Annotated in this window: 12 protein-coding genes and 1 other RNA gene; 4 read left to right on the forward strand and 9 right to left on the reverse strand. The window is 68.6% G+C overall.

Annotated features, from left to right (window positions below; all coding sequences use genetic code 11):
• Nucleotides 1-982 (forward strand): MFS transporter (locus tag G3I40_RS40690; protein ID WP_164559842.1); only part of this gene is annotated, 982 nt, incomplete at its 5' end.
• Nucleotides 983-1,009: 27 nt separating this feature from the next.
• On the opposite strand, the gene dacB is transcribed toward G3I40_RS40690, so the two are convergent.
• Both dacB and G3I40_RS40700 read right to left on the reverse strand, forming a co-directional pair.
• Nucleotides 1,010-2,617, reverse strand: coding sequence for a D-alanyl-D-alanine carboxypeptidase/D-alanyl-D-alanine-endopeptidase (gene dacB / locus G3I40_RS40695; RefSeq protein WP_343245184.1), 1,608 nt, complete (start codon nucleotides 2,615-2,617; stop codon nucleotides 1,010-1,012).
• 174 nt (nucleotides 2,618-2,791) lie between these two features.
• A complete protein-coding gene (locus G3I40_RS40700; RefSeq protein ID WP_343245185.1) occupies nucleotides 2,792-4,594 on the reverse strand; it encodes a glycoside hydrolase family 3 N-terminal domain-containing protein in 1,803 nt (600 codons plus the stop codon).
• 429 nt (nucleotides 4,595-5,023) lie between these two features.
• Here G3I40_RS40700 and G3I40_RS40705 point away from each other — a divergent pair, with 429 nt between their 5' ends.
• From G3I40_RS40705 to G3I40_RS40715, 3 genes are all read left to right on the forward strand, one after another.
• Nucleotides 5,024-7,336: a bifunctional glycosyltransferase family 2 protein/CDP-glycerol:glycerophosphate glycerophosphotransferase gene (locus G3I40_RS40705; RefSeq protein WP_164559844.1), complete on the forward strand. Its 2,313-nt coding sequence runs from the start codon at nucleotides 5,024-5,026 to the stop codon at nucleotides 7,334-7,336.
• Nucleotides 7,337-7,444: 108 nt separating this feature from the next.
• Entirely contained in the window at nucleotides 7,445-8,350 is a 906-nt protein-coding gene (gene galU / locus G3I40_RS40710; protein WP_164559845.1) for a UTP--glucose-1-phosphate uridylyltransferase GalU, read from the forward strand.
• A 77-nt stretch (nucleotides 8,351-8,427) separates the two neighbouring features.
• Nucleotides 8,428-8,574: a hypothetical protein gene (locus tag G3I40_RS40715; protein WP_164559846.1), complete on the forward strand. Its 147-nt coding sequence runs from the start codon at nucleotides 8,428-8,430 to the stop codon at nucleotides 8,572-8,574.
• Between the two features lie 68 nt (nucleotides 8,575-8,642).
• On the opposite strand, the gene G3I40_RS40720 is transcribed toward G3I40_RS40715, so the two are convergent.
• The 7 genes from G3I40_RS40720 to G3I40_RS40750 form a co-directional block, all read right to left on the reverse strand.
• The gene (locus tag G3I40_RS40720; protein WP_164559847.1) at nucleotides 8,643-9,512 is read right to left on the reverse strand and encodes a calcium-binding protein; all 870 of its coding nucleotides are present in this window, start codon (nucleotides 9,510-9,512) and stop codon (nucleotides 8,643-8,645) included.
• 184 nt (nucleotides 9,513-9,696) lie between these two features.
• Nucleotides 9,697-10,779: a hypothetical protein gene (locus G3I40_RS40725; RefSeq protein ID WP_164559848.1), complete on the reverse strand. Its 1,083-nt coding sequence runs from the start codon at nucleotides 10,777-10,779 to the stop codon at nucleotides 9,697-9,699.
• Between the two features lie 25 nt (nucleotides 10,780-10,804).
• Entirely contained in the window at nucleotides 10,805-13,012 is a 2,208-nt protein-coding gene (locus tag G3I40_RS40730) for a DUF6571 family protein (protein WP_164559849.1), read from the reverse strand.
• 70 nt (nucleotides 13,013-13,082) lie between these two features.
• Nucleotides 13,083-13,511, reverse strand: a complete 429-nt coding sequence (locus G3I40_RS40735; protein ID WP_164559850.1) for a hypothetical protein — start codon at nucleotides 13,509-13,511, stop codon at nucleotides 13,083-13,085.
• Nucleotides 13,512-14,075: 564 nt separating this feature from the next.
• Nucleotides 14,076-14,463, reverse strand: a transfer-messenger RNA (tmRNA) gene (gene ssrA, locus G3I40_RS40740).
• A 106-nt stretch (nucleotides 14,464-14,569) separates the two neighbouring features.
• On the reverse strand, nucleotides 14,570-15,121 hold the full coding sequence (gene smpB, locus G3I40_RS40745) for an SsrA-binding protein SmpB (protein WP_164559851.1): 552 nt from the start codon (nucleotides 15,119-15,121) through the stop codon (nucleotides 14,570-14,572).
• 19 nt (nucleotides 15,122-15,140) lie between these two features.
• On the reverse strand, nucleotides 15,141-15,587 hold a 447-nt coding region (locus tag G3I40_RS40750; RefSeq protein WP_239092238.1), incomplete at its 5' end, for a S41 family peptidase.

The raw sequence follows: 15,587 nt of genomic DNA on the forward strand, positions 1-15,587 counted from the left end.
CCAGGTGGACCGGCGCGGGCAGGCCCAGGTCGCCGTGCCCGCGACCCTGGTGGCGGCCGGCGGGGTGCTCGCCCTGCTGCTGTGCGTACGCCTCGGCGCTCCCGACTGGGCGCTGTTCGTGGCCTACCTGCCGACGGCCGCGACCCCCAACACCGGGGGCATGTCGCGGGCCCGCTGGGCGCACCTGCTCAAGGACGACCCGCGGGCGCTGCACACGGCGAACTCCTTCGAGCAGGCCGTCGACGAGCTGTGCTTCATGCTGGGCCCGGTCGTGGCCGCTTTCTTGTGCAGCGCGCTGTTCCCGGAGGCGGGCGCCGTCGTGGGGGTGGTGCTGATGGTGAGCGGCATGCTCGTGTTCGCCGCCCAGCGTGCGACGCAGCCGCCCGCGCGGCCCCGTACGAGGACCACGCGCACGCCCCTGCGCGCTGCGGGGATGCCACCGCTGCTGGTCGCGTTCCTGGCGACGGGCGCGATCTTCGGCTCGCTGGAGGTGGTCACGGTCGCGTTCGCCGACGCCCAGGGCCACAAGGCGTGGGCGGGCGTCGTCCTCGCGCTGCAGGCGGCGGGTTCGGGTGCGGCCGGCCTCGTCTACGGCACGCTGCACCTGTCCGGTCCGGCCGCCCGGCGCCACCCCCGGTGCGTCGCGGCGATGGCGGCGCTCATGACGCTCCCGCTGCTCACGGCCTGGGGCACCGGTTCCCTGTACGCCCTCGGCGGGGCGCTCCTGGTCGCCGGCATGGCGACGGCGCCGACCATGGTGACGGGCATGACCCTGGTCCAACAGCGCACACCCGAGGGGCAGTTGAACGAGGGGATGACCCTGGCGGTGACCGGGCTGCTCGGCGGCATCGCGTGCGGCTCGGCGGCGGGCGGTGCCGCGGTGGAGCACTGGGGCCCCACCGCGGCGTACACCGTGCCGGTCACCGCGGCGACGACGGCACTGCTGCTCGCGCTCTATGGCTACGCGCGACGCACCAGGTAGTACGCGGGGCTCACGCGGTCCGAGGGCTCAGCACGTGGCCGGCTTGCGCCACGAGCACTCCAGGTCCCCGTCGCGCACCGCGGCGGGCAGGGACCGGGCGGACCTCGGCGTGACGGCCTTCGCCTCCTTCGCGGTCGAGCCGGCGAGGGTCACGACGATCGCGTCCTCCAGCGGCTTCACGGAGTCGACGAGGTAGTTGTTCTGGACGACGCTGTAGACGAGTTCGCGCCCGTCGGCGTCCTTCACGTAGCCGGAGAGCGCCGACGCCCCCGTCAACGACCCCGTCTTGCCACGGGCGTTGAGCGCGGCCGGGGTGTCGCACATCCGCGAGCGCAGCGTCCCGCCGACGAACCGGTCCGGATCACAGGCCACCGGCAGCGACCGGTACCAGTCGGCGTACCAGGGCTCGTGCCGTACGGACAGCAGCAGATCGGCGATCTGCCGGGCGGCGAAGCTGTCCTTGCGCGACAGCCCCGAACCGTCGACCTGCCGCAGCTTCCCGGCGTCGACACCGACGCCCTTGAGGTAGGAGGCGATGGCGGCGATCCCGTCGCCCCAGTTCCCGGGCCGCCCCGTCGCCGCGTACCCCATGGCCTTGGTGAGCGCCTCGGCGTGCATGTTGTTGGACAGCTTCATGAAGGGGACCAGCAGGTCCTTCAGCGCCATGGAGTCGTGCGCGACGAGCCGTCTCGCACCCGCCGGGGCGGCCCGCCCCAGCGTGGTGGCGCCGGCGACCCGCACGCCGTGCGCGGCGAGCGCGTCCCGGAAGACGGCGGCCGCGTACCCGGTCGGCTCCCACACGGTGACCCACTCCTTGGCGGTGTCCCCGCCCACCGGCACGGTCCCGCTGACGGTGATCGTGTTGGTGCCGTGCCGCCGTTCGACGGCGATGCCGTCCTCTCCCCCGGCGCCGACGGTGCGGGCCCGGACGTCGAGGTGCACGTAGTGCGTCCTCGGCGTGACGTGCACGACGGGCTCGTCCCCCGCCTTCTTGCCGGGCGCGACCTCGACGATGACGGTCCCGGCGTCGTAGTCGGTGTCGGGCGCGACGGTCAGCGCCGAGATCTGGGCGGCGTAGTAGGAGGACTCGTCATCGGCGCCCCAGGTGTCGCCCTGCCGGTGGTCGTCGAACCGGGTGTCGTCGGCGACGAGCCGCCCGCCGACCTTCTTCACCCCGGCGGCCGCGACCCCGGCGGCGAGCTTGTCGTAGTCGGCGGCGAGGGCGGTCGGATCTCCGGTGCCGCGCAGGTACAGGTCCCCGTCGAGCACCCCGCCGCGCACCCGCCCGCCGGCCAGCACGTCGGTGGTGAACCGGTAGTCGGGGCCGAGGAGTTCCATCGCCGCGGTCGACGTGGCGAGCTTGGTGTTGGAGGCGGGCGTCAGCCGGCCCGTCGGATCGTGCTGGTACAGGGTCTCGCCGGTGGCGGCGTCGGCCACGACCACGCTCGCCGCGCCGCCCTCCATGCCCGGGTCGCCGAGGATGGTGTCGATGGCCTCGGGCAGTCCGCTGGGGTCGGAGTCGGCGCCGGCGGGCGAGCCGCCCCACGACAGCGTCGCGGCGGCGACAGCGACGACGGCGGGCAGGGCCCACCGTCGCGCCCTGGTACGGAAGTTGAGGCTTGCCGTTCGTCTCACAGGTCCGTCAGGTCTGCTCATGCCTCAGGAGCATCCCGGAGAGGCAGGGCCCAACCAAGACCCCACGCGTGCGTGAGGACGTAGCCGCGCACCGAGGTACGTCGGGGACCTCCGCCCCCGCGCTGCCCCGCTCCCCGGAGCCCCGGACATGCAGCGCCGCCGGCCCCGTGGACGTCAGTACGGCGAGATCCCGTACCCCTGCGGGAACAGGGCCTTCTTGCCGTCCCCCGCGTTGATCGGCTCGTCCGCCACCGCCTTCGGCCAGCTCACCGGCAGCCGCCCGGAGAAGCCCTTGCCGAACAGGGCGTCCGTGATGCCCTCGGCCTCCGTGCCGGGCAGCCAGGACGCCACGAAGGCATCGACCTCGGGGAGCTGGTCCGTGATGATCAGGGGGCGGCCCGAGTACAGGACGGCGACGCACACCTTCACGCGGGCGCACAGGGCGCTCAGCTGCCGGGCGTTGTCGCCGCCGAGCGCCAGGTCCGCGGAGTCGCCGTGGCCCTCGGCGTACGGGCGCTCCCCGCCGACCCAGATCCCGACGTCGGCGCTGTAGTCGCCCGAGGTGGCGGCCCCCACGTTGCGCACGCTGATGCCGGTGCCCGCGGTCGTCTTCCGCAGGGCCTGCCACAGCGTCGTCCCCGTCGTCGTGCGCCCCTTGTGGCCCTGCCAGCTGACGGACCAGCCGCCCAGTTGCAGGCCCAGGTCGTCGGCGTCGCCGCCCACCGCGATCTTGTACGTGCCGGTCCTGGGCAGCGGCAGCGCGCCGCCCTCGTTCTTCAGGAGCACCTGTGAGCGCCGGACGGCCTCCCGGGCCACGGCCCGATGCGCGGGGGAACCGATGTTCTTCGCGTAACCCCGGTCTGCGTAGGGGTGCTTGAACAGGTCGAGGGAGAACTTCGCGTCCAGGATGCGCCGCACCGCGTCATCGACGCGGGAGGAGGGGATGCGGCCGTCCCGCACCCCCTGGACGATCGCGTCGATGGTGGCCTTGTAGCGGCTCGGGTCCATGATCATGTCGATTCCCGCGTCGACGGCGCGGACGACCTGGTCCGCGTAACCGGACCCCTTGATCTCCCGTACGCCGGCGAAGTCGCTGATGACGATGCCGTGGAACCCGAGCTCCTTCTTGAGGACGTCGGTGATCAGGTAGCGGTCGCCGTGGACCTTCTTCCCGTTCCAGCTGCTGTACGTGACCATGACCGAGCCCACGCCCGCGTCGACCGCCGCGCGGAACGCCGGGAGATGGACCTTGCGCAGATCGGCCTCGCTCATGCGGCTGTCGCCGCGGTCGATCAGATAGCCGTTGTCGCCCGTCCCGAAGGTCGTGCCGCCGTCCCCCACGAAGTGCTTGGCGGTGGCCATGACCTCGTCCTTGCCGGGGCGCGGTCCCTGGAGGCCCCGCACCGCGGCCGCGCCCAGCGGGGACACGATCGACGGGTCCTCGCCGTAGCCCTCGTAGGTCCGCCCCCAGCGGTCGTCGCGCGGCACGCACACGCACGGGGCGAACGCCCAGCGGATCCCGGTGCCCAGGACCTCCTGGCGGGTGATGTCCTCGGCACGCCGCACCAGATCCGGGTCCCGCGTCGCCCCCATGCCGATGTGCTGCGGGAACAGGGTCGTGCCCTGCACCATGTTGTGCCCGTGCACGGCGTCGACGCCGTGCAGCAGCGGGATGCCGAGCCGGTTCTTCAGCGCCTGCCGCTGGTAGCCGTCGACCATGTCGGCCCACTGCGCGGCGGTGCCGCCGGTCCCCGTGGGGCTGCCGCCGACCGCGCTCAGCACCGAGCCGACGCCGTACGTGGCCAGGTCCTGCGGCTTGTCCTTGATGGTTGCGGTCGACACCTGGTTCATCTGGCCGGCCTTCTCGCGCAGCGTCATCCGCCCGAGGCAGTCCGCCGTGCTCGTACAGCCGCGGCCGTCCGGCTCGTCGTCCGACCGCGGCGCCGCGCACGACGACACGGCCAACAGGAGGAACACGCCGGCGGTCGCCGCGACCCGTATGCCTCCGGGACGCCTTCGCGCCGACGTTCTTCGCCTGTGCACACGAAACACTCGCACCCACCCACCCCTGGACCTTTCGGCCTTCATCCCACTGTTCACTTGCGTGTCGTACATCACATGCACAGGTTTCGTACAACCATCACCACGTTCTGCTCGTCAAACGATCGCGAGGGTTGTGTCCTCGATCAGAGACACAACCCTGAACGCGCATGTCATACGGGTCGCAGAGGAAGCGTGGGGGGCGAGATGACGATCACCGGCGCACCGCCCAAGACTCGGGCTCCATAAGGGGCTTGGCAAACGTCCTCATGTAATCTTCATCTTCGCGTTCACACATCATCCACGCATGTGTGCACACAGGCGAGGAATCCCAAGGTTCCCCCCACTCTCCAGAAAGCCACTCACGTGAGCCACGCGCAGAACCCCGAAAACCCCCGAATAAGCCTTGTTGTCCCGGTTTACCGAGTTCAGGGTTATCTGCGTGCGTGCCTGGACTCGATCCTGGAGCAGTCCTTCGGCGACTTCGAGATCATCGCCGTCGACGACCACTCGCCCGACGCCTGCGGTCGGATCCTCGACGAGTACGCGGCACGGGACAGCCGCGTGCGCCCCATCCACCTGGAGACGAACCAGGGCATCGGCAAGGCGCGCGACCTCGGGGCACTGCGCGCGTCCGGCGACTACATCTTCTTCCTCGACAGTGACGACACCCTGGCCGAGGGCGCCCTCGAGGCCGTCGCCGAGCGCCTGGAGCTGACCGAGGACCCGGACATCCTGCTGGTCAACCACGTCCGTACGTACTGGACGAACCGGGTGCAGGCGAGCGCCGCCGGCGAGCTCCTCGCCTCGGCCGGCACGGACGTGTTCACGGCCCTGGAGCGCCCCGACTTCCTCACGATGTTCGCCGTGGTGTGGAACCGCGTGTACCGCCGCGAGTTCTACGTCGGCAACGAGTTCACCTTCACCGACGGCATCTACGAAGACGCGCTGATGGTCTACAAGACCATGCTCACCGCGGAGCGCATCGCCGCCCTGGAGCACGTCTGCGTGGAGTACCGCCAGCGGCGCCAGGGCAACTCGATGCGCACCCCCGGCCGCAAGCACTTCGGGATCTTCGAGCAGTACGCCCGGCTGTTCGCCTTCCTCGACGAGCGGCCGCACCTGGAGCCGGTGCGCGCGCTGCTCTTCGAGCGGATGGCGAGCCACTTCCTGTTCACGCTCGTGCGCGAGGACCGCATCCTTCCCCAGGACCGCGCGGACTTCTTCAAGCTGGCCTCGCAGCAGTACGCGCGCTTCCGGCCCGCCGTCTTCCAGAAGCCCGAGGGCACGGCCGGTCTGCGGTTCGAGCTCCTGGAGCGCGGTTCCTACCCGGCCTACACGGCCGTCGAGCTGGCCGGCGCCACCCGGGCGAAGCTGCGCAAGCGGGCGTCCAAGATGAAGACGGCGCTGGGCCGCAAGGCCTACGACCGGCTCTACCGCATGTACCTGCGCCGCCCGATCGACGAGAACCTCGCGGTGTACAGCGCGTACTGGAACCGCGGCGTCGCCTGCAACCCCGCCGCGATCTACTACAAGGCCAAGGAACTCGCCCCGCAGGTCCACGGCGTGTGGGTGGTGCGCCCGAACGAGGTGGAGAACATCCCGGCGGGCGTCGACTACGTGGTCACCCGCTCCCCCCGGTACTGGGAGGTCATGGCCCGCGCGAAGTACCTGGTCAACAACGTCAACTTCGCCGACGAGATCGTCAAGCGGCCCGGCCAGATCCACCTGCAGACCCACCACGGCACCCCGCTGAAGCAGATGGGCATCGACCAGCAGCGCTTCCCCGCCGCCGCGAAGAACATGAGCTTCCACAAGATGCTCGAACGCGTCGACCGCTGGGACTACAGCCTCTCCTCCAACCAGCACTCGACCGAGGTCTGGGAGCGCGTCTACCCCTGCGCCTTCGAGGCGGTCGACTCCGGCTACCCGCGCAACGACGTGTACTTCAGCGCCACCGCGGACGACGTCACGCGCATCCGCACCGAGCTCGGCATCAAGGAGGGCCAGACCGCCCTGCTCTACTGCCCCACGGTGCGGGACTACCAAAAGGGCTTCATGCCGCGCATCGACCTGGAGCGACTGTGCCGTGAACTCGGCCCGGACCACGTCGTCCTCGTGCGCGCCCACTACTTCTACGGCGCCGACCCGCAGCTGCAGGCCCTGCAGGAGCGCGGGCTGATCAAGGACGTGTCGAAGTACCCGGTGGTGGAGGACCTCTGCCTGGCCGCGGACGCCCTGATCACGGACTACTCGTCGATCATGTTCGACTACGCCTGCCTGGACCGGCCCATCGTCTCCTACGTCGACGACTGGGAGGTCTACAGCAAGGCCCGCGGCGTGTACTTCGACCTGCTCTCCCAGCAGCCGGGCGAGACGCCCGGGGCCACGGCGACGAGCGAGGACGAGCTCATCGAGGTCTTCCGCAGCGGTGCCTGGAAGGACGAGCGCTCCGCCGAGCTGCGGGCCGCGTTCCGCCGGCGCTTCGTCCAGTACGACGACGGGCACGCCGCCGAGCGCGCGGTGCGCAAGGTCTTCCTGAACCAGGACGCCACGCCGCCGGTCATCCCGCTCGACCTGCGCACCCCGGCTCCCGCGCCGTCCGCGCCCGCCCGCGCGGACGTCCCCGCGGCGATCATCTCCCAGTCCAGCGGCGACGCCGACCTCGTCGGCGCCTGACCTCCCGTCACCACCGCACGTCACTAAAGATCACCACGGAAGCTCCCGCCACGGCGGGGGCTTCCCGAGGTGATCCTCCACATCACCTCGGGGAAGCAAAACATCACCATGCACACCAGGATCACCAAGGCCGTCATCCCTGCCGCGGGTCTCGGCACCCGGTTCCTGCCGGCCACGAAAGCGACTCCCAAGGAGATGCTTCCGGTGGTCGACAAGCCGGCGATCCAGTACGTGGTCGAAGAGGCGGCCTCCGCGGGTCTCGACGACGTCCTGATGATCACGGGCCGTAACAAGCGTCCGCTGGAAGACCACTTCGACCGCAACTACGAGCTGGAGTCGGCGCTTCAGAAGAAGGGCGACGCCGACCGGCTGGCGAAGGTCCAGGAGTCCAGCGACCTGGCGACGATGCACTACGTGCGCCAGGGCGACCCCAAGGGCCTGGGCCACGCGGTGCTGTGCGCGGCCCCGCACGTGGGCGACGAGCCGTTCGCGGTGCTGCTCGGCGACGACCTGATCGACCCGCGCGACCCGCTGCTCGCGCGGATGGTCGAGGTCCAGGAGCAGCACGGCGGCAGCGTGATCGCGCTGATGGAGGTCGAGGCCTCGCAGATCCACCTGTACGGCTGCGCCGCGGTGCGCACCACCGCGGACGGTGACGTGGTGCGGGTGACCGATCTGGTGGAGAAGCCGGAACCGGCCGACGCCCCCTCGAACTACGCGATCATCGGCCGGTACGTGCTGGACCCGGCGGTCTTCGACATACTGCGCAAGACCCAGCCGGGCCGCGGCGGCGAGATCCAGCTCACCGACGCCCTGCAGCAGCTCGCCGCCGACGAGAGCGTGGGCGGCCCGGTGCACGGCGTCGTCTTCAAGGGCCGCCGCTACGACACCGGCGACCGCGGCGACTACCTCCGCGCCATCGTCAGTCTCGCCTGTGAACGCGAGGACCTGGGCCCGGACTTCCGCACCTGGCTCCGCAGTTACGTCACCCAGGAATGGCCCTCGGGCTCCTGACCCGCAGTACCGACCTTGTTCTCCCCCACCTCGACATCGCGCGGGAAGCGCGCTCCGGATCAGACAGGACAGAGCACGTGGATGAAGTTCTGCAGGGCTCGGACGATCGGTACGACCTCCACGACGACGAGGACGGGGAGACGTACGTACCCGTCGGCCCCCTCGCCGTACTCTGCGCGCTCATCGTGATGGTGTTGGCGGTGGCCTACTTCCACGCGCTGTGAAGCAGGACGACGCAGTGGGCCCGGCACCTCGTGGAGGTGCCGGGCCCACTGCGTCATGAAGCTTCGGCTCAGCGCACGTCGACGTAGTCGGCGGACGAAGTGGCCGTGGACGCGATGCTGTTGCCCGGGTAGTAGTAGCGGAAGGTGCCGTCGCCCGTGGCGTTGACGGTCGTCTTCAGCGCACCGGACGAGGAGCTGGTCACGGTCTTGACCGTGCTGTACGTGCTGCTACCGGCCTTCTTGAACTGCAGCTGCACCTTCTGGCTGTAGCCGTAGTACTTCTTGTAGGTCCAGCTGATCAGGCTCAGGTTGCCGGTCACCGTGATCGGCTTGCCCTTCGCCACCGGCTCGGGCGCGGCGTTGAAGGACTTGATCTGGGCGGCGCGCTTGACCCAGTGGTTCTGGTACGTGGCCCACTCCAGACCGTTCTCGGAGTCCTCGGTGGCAGCCGCGTACACGTTCCACTTGCCGTTCAGCGAGCTGTCGTAGAGGTCCACCTTCGGGTCGGCGGTCAGCACGACCTTGCAGGTGGCCTTCGTCGCGCTCCAGCGCTCACAGTCCTGCGAGAGACCGTCGTTCTCCGAGACGATGGCCCCGTCGACGTCACCGCTGTAGAGGTCGGTGCCGTGCCACAGGAACGCCTGGACCCCGTAGATGCCCGCGGGGTTGGTGGCCGTCACGTAGACGTTGAAGCGCTTCTTCTGCGTCCCACCGACGACGACGTCCTTGCCGGCGTTGACGGTGACCTTCGTGACCTGGATTTCGTCGACGGACCGGGCGGACATCCTGCCCTGCGTCTTCGCCTTGCCCAGCATGTGCGACTTGACGGCCGCGGCGGGCGAGGGGGCGTCGTCGGCCTGAGCGGCCGGTACCGCGAGTGCGGTGAGAGCCAGGGCGCCAGAAAACGTCGCGGCGGCCAGGCTGGCACGTATGCGCATGAAACTTCCCCAGTTGAGAAGAGGCCCCGACGCTCCACGGGAGTGAAGAGGCTCTGTGAGACGAGGGAGTCGAGTGACTCATGGGGTAGACATGTGAAGGGCAGAAACGGTTGTGCGCAGAAACCCGTTCTTTACCTTCAGTCCACCGCCCGTCTCCGTGCCTCCGGACCAGGGCGGCGACGGGCTACGACGGGGAAGCCATGTGCACGTCCGAGCAGCCGCGTGCTGTCGCCTCGTGCTCCGCGAAGGACTTGAGCACCGACCTGGCGAACTCGGCCGAGTAGTGGACCGGGTAGCTCTCGGTGTCCCTGTCGTAGAGCGGGTAGATCACGAAGACGGTCTCCTGGCCGGACCGAGGGCACTTGGCGGTCGCCCGGGCGAAGTCCTCGGTGAACTTGGGGAATCCGCCGGCCTGGAAATCCTGGGCCATGGTGCCGTAGTAGGCGTACAGCCCGTAGCCCGGCTTCTTGGACGCCGTCGTGAGATAGCAGTTGACCTGCGGGGCGTGCGTGTCCGCGGGGTACTCCATGGCTCCGGTCAGCCCGTTGCGGGTCGCCTCGGCGGCAAGCCCTCGCAGGGCGCTGCAGGATCCCTGGGCCTTCTTCAGGGGCGTGCCGGTGGTGCCCGGCGTGCCGAGCCGCGACGTGGACACGTCGGTGATCCGCTTGCCGGTCTTCGCCTGGCATCCGTACTTCTCGGCCGCCTTCGCGGCCGTCTCGGACGTCACCTGCCCCAGGCCCGTCAGGGCTGCATGGTCGGACGTGCCGTACAGATCGCCGTAGGCGACCAAGGCCTTGTTCTTGTGATTCACGCAATCGAGCGCGACGGCGATCTGCCAGGTGCCGTCGTTCCTGACGATGCCGGGCCAGCCGTTGCCGAGCGGAGCGGCCTGGCCCTTCAGTCCCTTCGTGGCCTCGTCGTACCAGGTCGAGTCGCCGGAGGGGGCCGTCGCGGTGCTCCACCGAAGGGTGACCTTCACGCCGCGCCCCTTTTCAGAACCGGACGTCTTCACGAAGCACTCGGCCAAAGAGCTGTCGCCCTCGTCCGCGTCGGCCCGCAGGTCCGAGGAGCCCAGCGCGGAGGCGAGCCCGCCCTGGGCCAGGGTGCCGTCGCAGGCTTCGTCCAGGGAGCGGCCGTCGCGCCACGAGTCGTACACGCCGGTGCTGTACAGCACCAATGCCACGATCCCCAGGCTCAGCAGCAGCGCGAGTGCGTACCACCATGGGCGGATCCGTCGGGGCCTGTGATCGGTCTGCGTCGTGCTCATTGTGCCGGTGTCGTCCTTCTGTCCGTCAGCGGTCGGCGCGCAGGGTATCGAGCGTGCGGTCGCGGCCGTGGGCGTACTGGTCCTGCCCGACGTGCACGAAGGACTTCGTCCAGTCGCTGTCGATGCCGTGTCCGCGGCTGTCGCCCCAGGCCCTGACCATCCGGTCGACGTCGCGCTGCCCGGCGTCGTAGGTCTTGGCATTCTCCGTGGTGGCTTCTACGTTCGCCTCAGCGGTGTGTTCCTTGTTGGACTCGTATGCCCACACATCGATCGCCTTCGAGGTGACGTCGCCCACAGGGGTGATGTCGGCAACGGGGTTGAACAGCAGTGCCGTACTGAAGCCGGTGCCGATGCCGTGGTTGAAATCGGCGGCCCACTGCGTCTTCTCGAACCGTTCGTCGAAGATCACGTCCGACCGGACACCGTCATAGGCGCCCATGGCGCGGGATGATTCGACGATGCGGTCGTTGATGGTGGTCTTGCTCGCGTCCGGGGGGATGCTCTCCAGAACGTGGTGGGTGTACTGCTGCTCGGCTCCGTAGAGATGGCCGAACGCTTCCGGATCGTCGGCGACGCCTCGCATGAGGGCGGCGAGGCGCTGGTGCCCCACGGCCATGTGCGCCCCCTTGTCGTCGCTCCACACGGACCCCTGGCTGTCCCAGCCGATGTCGTACTTGGACGAAGACTCCGCGTACGTCTCGTGCGTGTCCGGCGTGTACGAAGTCAGAGCGTGCGCAAGGGGCTTGGTCAGACCCGCCGGAAGGTGATCCGCGTGCTTGTCGTCGTACAGGGTGTTGATCGTGTTCTGCATGATGCGGGCCTGCGGCTCGGTGTGCCGGCCGACATCGTGGTAGCTGCCTGGAGCCTCACCTGTCGTGGCGGCCTCCAGAGCGGCGCCGAACCCCTTGCGGACGTCCCCGTCCTCCGCCATGACCGGCATGCCGAGCGTGGTGCCGCCGGGCGGGGTCGCATAGTGGTCGATGACGGTGTCCCAGTCCCGCCCGTGCAGCAGGTACTTCAAGTTGTCGTTGTGCGCCGGGTCCAGGTACTCGGTGCTGGTCTTGGGGTCTTCGGACATGATGCCGAGGACCCCGTCGAGCGGGTCATTGGCGAACCAGCCGCGGTCCTTGCCGCTGAAATCGTCGCGCAGGGCCCAGACGGATTCGGTGTTGCCCTTCGCCATGTAGGACGTCTCCGCGTGCCGGATGTCGTCCGCGGTGTCCTCCAGGAACTGGCCGTTGTAGCCATTCCCCTGCTGCATCAGCGTGACCAGGCTCTGATAGCCGCGAACCTTCTCGTCCGGAATCGGGCTGAGGCCGTCGACCTTGAACTGCTCGGTCCCTGCCTTCTGCATCTCCTCGCGGAATTGCTTGTAGAAGGCGGAGTCCGGATCGCGGGTTGCAGTGGCCAGCGTGGTCGCGAGCCCGTGCCCAAGATCCTTGTACCGGCCGGCGTTCTTCTTGTCGTCGTAGTGGCCGAGGCTTTCGAGGTTGTTGGACAGCTTCAGTGTCCCGCGCGCACCGAGGTCATGGAGCAGGGTCTGGCTGAATGCCTCGTCGTGCGAGTTGTCGCGGAAGAGCCGCTGAAGTTCCTTGTAATCGGCCGCAGTTGCCTTGCCCGAGTCGATGCGTGTCGAGATGTCCTTGGCTTCGTCAGCCTCGTACTTCTCGATGTCGCCCTGCGCCTTGCCGTTGAACCCGTTCGTCGTGCCGTCGGTGGCGACGGAGTCGATCACGACGGCGTTGAAGGCGATCTCGACTCCCTCGTCGGCGTCGGCCACGTCCTTCACGCACTGGTCGATGCGCTGCTGCCACGAGGCGACGGCGGTCCTGACGCTCTCCTGGTAATCAGGGTCGTGCGCCAGCGCCTGATGCTCGCTCTGGGTGAGCTTGCTGTAGTCGTAGGTGACCACGCCCTGGTCCGACACCAGCATGCCGGCCTTGATCGCTTCGTCCCGGGCCGTCTTCAGCTTCTTGTGCAGGCCCACGAACTGTGTGTGCGCATCCCGGAAGAGAGAGGCGATCGCCTTGCCCTCCACCTGAGCGTTCTGGAATTCCTTGAGCGTGGTGTCGAAGGTGCGGTTGGCAGCGTCCGCGCTCAGCCCGGACCATGTCGGACCCATGGATATGCCGTGCACATCCCGGCGATAGGCCGTCTCCTGCTTGTGGAATTCCTCGGCCAGGCCGTCCCATCGCTCTGCTGCGATGGTGAGCGTGGACAGGTCTGTACTCATGATCTCGTGATACGTCGGCATGGTTCCCCCGGATGCGGCTGGGTCGGCGATGAAGCGGGACCGGTCGGTCTCAGAACCTGTCCAGTTGTGACGAGGCGCGCACCTGGGTGCGGACGCCGAAGTCCGAGCCCTGCAAGACGCTGTTGGCGCTCCGCAGTGAGCTCTTCTCCGATCCGAGCCTGTTCATCAGCCCCTGCACCTGCTCGTCCCACTTCTTGTGCGCCTTCTTCACCGCGGAGGAAGTCACCCAGCCTTGGCCGTCCTTGGCGTCAAACGCCTTGACGACCGCGCCGGTCTGCTCGTCGGCGTGGTTACCGGCCTTCTTCGTGTCCGGTTCGATGTGCTGCTCGATCGCGTTGGCCGCGGCCTTCTTCTCGGCAGGCGACGAGGCCAAGTCCTTCTGACCGCCGGCAACGCCAGGAGGACTCGACGTGCCGCCGGGGTCGGTCGGTATCTGGTTGAGCTGCATCTGTGCCGAGTCGTGCCCTGCTGTGGCCATGGCTCTCTGCTCTCCCCTCGGGCGTCAGGCGGGCCGGGAAGCGCCTTCTGCGCTGCGTGAACGAGCACCGCGATGCCCATGTCGTCGGTCGGGCCCTGGAGCGGCCCGGTATCAGCCCTTGACGTGCCGGTGAGGGCGTCGACTCGCGCGGGGAACGTGGTGAACGGCGACGCGCAGTCGTCACGCCGTCAGCGGCGTCCATGACCCCTCCGGCCACGACCGAAGTCCAGGACGTCCGTCAACGAGTGCGTTTGCTGACACCGTCATTCCTCCCCCGTACGCCGCATGCACCCCGTTCGCCACACCTGTTGTTTCGGCTGGTGCGACCGTACCCGGTACCGCGGCGGCGGGCATGAGCATCCCTACTCTGTCGGCCACAGTTGGCGTGAACTGATCGCCGCCGGGCGGCCGAGAAGCGCCGCCAGGGAGAAGCAGGGCCAGACTCGTGCCTTTCGGTTGCCAAAGAACTACCCAGTGCAACAGGACACCGCCCCGCGGATCCGTCACGGCACACAAAAAGCCCCCGACCTGTGAACGAATTCACAGATCAGGGGCCACATGGGGTGGTGGAGATGGCGGGAATCGAACCCGCGTCCAACGGTGCAGCAGCAGGGCTTCTCCGTGTGCAGTTCGCTTCGATTTTCTCGGCCCCGGTGATCACGCGAACAAGTCGCCGACGGGCCCAGTCACTGTTTGATTTCCCATCGAACCCCGTGACCGGGCTCGATGGTTTAGTTCCCTAGATTATGCCAGGATCCGGGTCGGGAACACTCCCGGGCTGACACCCTTTTAGGGTCCTTCAGTCGCTGTTATTAGGCAGCGAGGGCGAAGGACTGGGAATCGCTCTTGGAATTGGCGATTATTGGTTGCGACATATGGTTTACGAGATCATTGCCGCTTCCTCGACACGCTTCACCTGCTTCGACATCCGCTGTCGAAACCGATCATCCCCATGTTGTTTTTTCAAGGTGGATCTTTCGATCCGCTGTCCCTGCGGTGAGGAACAGTGCCATCGTACGTGACCAACGCACGACGATGCCAGCGTATTCCTGACGGGCTCAGCGCTCGCGCGCCCGCTGGCGCCGCTTGGCCGCCGCGATCGCGCGGTCCGAGTCCCGCCGGTCCTGCTGCTCGCGCAGCGTCTGCCGCTTGTCGTACTCCTTCTTGCCCTTGGCGAGCGCGATCTCGGCCTTCGCCCGGCCGTCCTTGAAGTAGATCGCCAGGGTCACGATCGTGTGGCCCGACTCCTGCGACTTCGACTCCAGCTTGTCGATCTCGTCGCGGTGCAGGAGCAGCTTGCGCTTGCGGCGCACGGCGTGGTTGGTCCAGGTGCCCTGGCTGTACTCGGGGATGTGGGCGTTGTGCAGCCACGCCTCGCCCCCGTCGATCTGGACGAAGGCGTCGGCCAGGGACGTCCGCCCCTGGCGCAGCGACTTGACCTCCGTGCCGGACAGCACGATGCCGGCCTCGTAGGTGTCCATGATCAAGTAGTCGTGCCGCGCCTTCTTGTTCTGCGCGACGATCTTGCGCTTGCCGTCCTTCCCGTCGGACGCCTTGCCCTTGCCCTGTTTGGGCTGGGACTCCTTCGGTACGTACATTGCCTTGGCCATAGTGCTGGCCATTTTCGCACTACGAGGGGTCCCCGAGGCCACTCAATACTGTCTCGGCCCGCTGCCGGGCGTCGTCGTCGGCCTCCAGGTCCGGGGTGATGCCCCGCCCGTCGACGCTCCGGCCCGCCGGAGTCCGGTAGTGGCCGACCGTCAGCTCCGCGACGGAACCGTCGGGCAGCCGGCTCGGCATCTGGACCGAGCCCTTGCCGAACGTCCGGGTGCCGACGACGACCGCGCGGCCGCGGTCCTGGAGGGCGCCGGTGAGCAGCTCGGCGGCGCTCATCGTCCCGCTGTCGACGAGCACGACCACCGGTCTGGTGGTGTCCCCGCCGCGCTCGGCGTGCAGGGCGCGCTGCGCGCCGCGCACGTCGTACGTCGCCACGAGCCCGCCGTCGAGGAACGCCGAGGCCGCGCCGACCGCCTCGGTGACCAGGCCGCCGGAGTTGCCCCGCAGATCGAGGACGAT

Origin of the sequence: Streptomyces sp. SID14478 (assembly GCF_010548525.1) — a bacterium.
Classification (GTDB): Bacteria; Actinomycetota; Actinomycetes; order Streptomycetales; family Streptomycetaceae; genus Streptomyces.